General features: G+C 64.0%; 4 protein-coding genes. All 4 read right to left on the bottom strand.

Translation table 11 applies throughout. From position 1 onward, the window contains the following. Nucleotides 1-334, bottom strand: a 334-nt coding sequence (locus AHiyo1_RS05720) for a YbjQ family protein (RefSeq protein WP_059387897.1), incomplete at its 3' end; no start/stop codon positions are given. Nucleotides 335-433: 99 nt separating this feature from the next. Continuing rightward, entirely contained in the window at nt 434-1,846 is a 1,413-nt protein-coding gene (locus AHiyo1_RS05715; RefSeq protein ID WP_059387896.1) for a dicarboxylate/amino acid:cation symporter, read from the bottom strand. A 231-nt stretch (nt 1,847-2,077) separates the two neighbouring features. Continuing rightward, on the bottom strand, nt 2,078-3,763 hold the full coding sequence (locus AHiyo1_RS05710) for a DUF885 domain-containing protein (RefSeq protein ID WP_059387895.1): 1,686 nt from the start codon (nt 3,761-3,763) through the stop codon (nt 2,078-2,080). Nucleotides 3,764-3,905: 142 nt separating this feature from the next. Then, the gene (locus AHiyo1_RS05705; protein WP_059387894.1) at nt 3,906-4,157 is read right to left on the bottom strand and encodes an acyl-CoA carboxylase subunit epsilon; all 252 of its coding nucleotides are present in this window, start codon (nt 4,155-4,157) and stop codon (nt 3,906-3,908) included. Between the last annotated feature and the right edge of the window lie 71 nt (nt 4,158-4,228).

The raw sequence follows: 4,228 nt of genomic DNA, 5'->3' as shown, positions 1-4,228 counted from the left end.
CTGGCTCGCCTTCGGCCAGGGGAATGGCGAAAACGGCAGTCCCGTAGGCGCACACTTCGGTCCAGTTGCCGCCCATCTCGGACGTGTCGAAGCGCATCGCGACGATTGCGTTGGCACCGCGCTGCTGTGCCTCGTTGACCATGCGGGCCATGACTTCCTGGCGGCTCTCATAGAGCGCCTTGGTCATTTCGGGCAGCTCGCCGCCGCCGAGGGAACGGAAGCCGGCCATTACCTGGGCGCCGATATCCCGTGAGCGGACGGTGAGGCCCATGACTTCGCCGAAGACGGCGTCGATCTTGTGGCCCGGAATCTTGTTTGAGGTGACTATGAGCATGGACAGAGCCTATCCAGAATCCACCCCGTTAAAAGGACAAATCCCCGGGGCATTTTGAACTGGCCCCCGGGGATTTGTCCGCGCGACGATGTGCCGTCGCTAGGCTTTGGCGCCAGCGAGCTCGCGGGCCTCCTCGGATGCCTCCGGGGACTCACCCTCGGCCGCGAATGCCGTTCCCTTGCGGGGCGCGTTGTAGAGCGATTCGTCCAGGATTCCCTGCCGCTTGGCGACGATGGCCGGAACCAGCGCCTGTCCTGCCACGTTGACGGCCGTGCGGCCCATGTCCAGGATGGGGTCGATCGCCAGGAGGAGTCCGACGCCGGCGAGCGGCAGTCCCAGCGTGGAAAGTGTCAGCGTGAGCATGACGACGGCGCCCGTGGTGCCTGCCGTTGCCGCGGAACCAAGGACGGAAACCACCACGATCAGCAAGTACTGGCTGAAGTCCAGGTTGATGCCGAAGAACTGGGCAACGAAGATCGCGGCGACGGCCGGGTAGATGGCGGCGCAACCGTCCATCTTGGTGGTGGCGCCGAGTGGCACGGCGAAGGACGCGTAACCCTGGGGGACGCCCAGGTTGCGTTCGGTGACGCGCTGCGTGAGCGGCAGCGTGCCGATCGAGGAACGTGAGACGAATGCCAACTGCACGGCGGGCCACACGCCCGAGAAGTACTGCTTGACGGACAGTCCATGGGTCTTGACCAGGATGGGGTAGACGACGAACAGCACCAGGGCGAGGCCCGCGTAGATGGCCACCGTGAACTTGCCGAGCGAACCGATGGTGTCCCACCCGTAGACGGCCACTGCGTTGCCGATCAGGCCGATGGTGCCCAGCGGGGCAATGCGGATGATCCACCAGAGGACCTTCTGGATGACGGCCAGGGCGGAAGCGTTGAGGTTCAGGAATGGTTCGGCCTGCTTGCCCACCTTGAGGGCTGCGACGCCGACGGCGATGGCGATCACCAGGATCTGCAGCACGTTGAAGGTGATCGACGTGCTGGCGACGCCGTCCGTGACGGTGGTGCTCGCTCCCAGGCCCAGGAAGTTCTTGGGGAAAAGACCTGTCAGGAACGCCCACCAGTCGCCGGTCTTTCCGGCGTACTCGGCCTTCTTGGTGATGCCGGTGCCGGAGCCTGGCTGCAAGAGCACTCCAAGTCCGATGCCGATCGTCACGGCGATGAGTGAAGTGATGGCGAACCAGAGCAGAGTGTTCCACGCCAATTTCGCGGCATTGGACACTTGGCGCAGGTTCGCGATGGAGCTCACCACGGCTGTGAAGATCAAGGGCACGACGGCGGTCTGCAGCAGCGAGACGTAGCTCGAGCCGATGGTCTGCAGCGTGGCGCCGAGCCCGTTGGGAGCTTTCGTGGTGCTGCCGGTGGCTTTGGCCAGGAGGCCGAGGGCCAGGCCGATCACGAGGGCCGCGATGATCTGGACGCCGAAGGACGTTGCCCACTTGGGAAGCCGGGACGAAGTCTTTCCGGCGGAAGTCAAAGTGTTGGATGAATTGCTCACCGGAACAAACTAGGCCCCGAAAAATACCACCGCGACCCGACGTTGAGAAATGTTACGGTCTCACATTCGACCCACTCCCAAAAAAGGCCCGCGAATTCGCCGCCAATCCACCCATTTATGAAGTTATTCCCGGACAGAATGTGGGGAATGTCTCGTACGTCTCAGCCCATCTGACTCGCATTTGTTGTCGTTATGAGCCTCCAAAACGACAACAAATGCGAGTCAGTTGGGTCACCCGAGCAGCGCCCGGCGAAGCGTATCCAGGCCGACAGAGCCGATGTTCAGGGCATCCGTGTGGAAGGACTTCAAGTCGAATCCGTCGCGGCGTTCGAGTTCAGCCCGGATTTCTTCCCACAGCCGTTGCCCCACCTTGTACGACGGAGCCTGCCCCGGCCATCCGAGGTAGCGGGTGAATTCGAACTGGAGCTGGCCCGCGCTGATGGGGAGGTTGGCCTTGAGGAATTCGAAGCCCTTCTCCGAGGTCCAGGTACCGCTGCCCCAGCGTTCCGGAACTTCCAGCTCGAGGTGGACGCCGATATCGAACACCACGCGGGCCGCGCGCATGCGCTGCATGTCCAGCATGCCCATGTGGTCGCCCGGGTCCTTGAGGTAGCCGAGCTCGAGCATGAGCTTTTCTGCATAGAGTGCCCAGCCTTCGCCGTGCCCGGACACCCAGCAGACGTTCCGCCGCCAGTTGTTGAGGAGCTCGCGGCGGTAGACGGCGGTGGCCACCTGGAGGTGGTGGCCGGGGACGCCTTCGTGGAACACTGTGGTGGTTTCGGCCCAGGTGGTGAAGGTGTCTTCGCCGGCGGGGACGGACCACCACATGCGGCCTGGCCGGGAGAAGTCGTCCGAAGGGCCCGTGTAGTAGATGCCGCCTTCGTCCGTGGGGGCGATGCGGCATTCGAGCGTCTTCATGATGTCCGGGATGTCGAAGTGGACGTCGGCCAATTCGGACACTGCCCGGTCTGAGAGTTCCTGCATCCAGGCTTTGAGGGCGTCGGTGCCCTTGATTTGCCGTGCGGGATCGTTGTCGAGGATGGCTTTGGCTTCCTCGATGGACGCGCTGGGCTTGATTTGCTCGGCCACCTGTTCCTGTTCGGCAATGAGCCGCTCGAGTTCCTGCACGCCCCAGGCGTATGTTTCCTCGAGGTCCACGGTTGCGCCAAGGAACAAGCGTGAGGCCAGTGCGTAGCGTTCGCGGCCCACGGCGTCCTTTTCGGGAGCAAAGGGCAGAAGTTCCGCTTCGAGGAAGGCGGCAAGACGCAAGTAAGCGGAGCGCGCGACGGCGGCACCGGCGTCGAGCTTTTCCTGCAGTTCCGCCGGCAGCGGCTGGCCGTCGATGGTGGCTTCGGCGGCGAGCTTGGCGAAGAAGCCGTCTTCGGCCGCGTATTTGCTGGTCTGTTCGATGACGATCTTGACTTGGCGGGCCGCGGAGACTTTCCCTGCGTCCTTCGCCGAGCGAAGGGAAACGATGTACCCGTCGATCGCTTCCGCAACGTTGGCAGCGCGGCCGGCGATGTGCTCCCAGTGTTCGGCCGTGTCGGTGGGCATAAGGTCGAAGATCGCGCGGATGGTTTGGGCGGGAGATTCGATATTGTTCAGGTCCGCGGCGTCCCAGCCGGACTCGTGGATCTCAATCGCCAGGCCGAGCCGTTCCCGCATCGCGTCCAGCGTGACGACGTCGGAGGCGTCCGTGGGTTCGAGGGTGGCGAGCTCGTCGAGGGTGTCCCGTGCTGCCTTGGCGAAGGCCGCGGCGCCTGAGGGCGAGAAATCCTGGTATTCGGTTTCGTGTCCGGGCAGGCCGAGGGTGGTGGCGAGGCTCGGGTTGAGGGCAAGAAGGGCGTCCGTGTAGGCATCGGCGACCGCGTCGATGGCAGTCTGGAGGCGTGCCGGAGCTGTGTTAGAGGTAGTCACCCCACGAGCCTAACCGCGTCCAGGCGCCTTATGAAAGGGTTGTTGCAGAAGATCCGGCCGCCAACCCAACTTGCTCGCATTTAATGTCGTTCTGGGCCTTCAAAACGGCATTAAATGCGAGTCGGTTGGGTGACCACAAAACTCAGCCCCGGCTGCGCTTCCAGGCGCCTGGACCCGGTGTGGGATCCATGCGCAGTTGCTGCCGGCGCAGCCAGTGCCGCGTGCTCGGTTTTGGAGCTTCGGCTTCCTCGGACGCTCCAAGGGAGGCGACGACGGCGGCAAGCGCCGCGAGCTCTTCCGGCGTCGGGTCTCCCTTGACCACCGAAAGCAAGGGCTCGGCGGGCACCGCGTCCGTGGAACCGGGCCCGGAGCCTGGGTTCTGTTCGACGCTCACAGGGGGATGTTTCCGTGCTTCTTGGTGGGCAGGCTGGCCCGCTTGTCGCGGAGGGCGCGGAGGCCTTGATG

Source organism: Arthrobacter sp. Hiyo1 (genome assembly GCF_001263615.2).
Taxonomy (GTDB): domain Bacteria; phylum Actinomycetota; class Actinomycetes; order Actinomycetales; family Micrococcaceae; genus Arthrobacter.
This window is presented reverse-complemented; position numbering and strand designations above follow the sequence as displayed.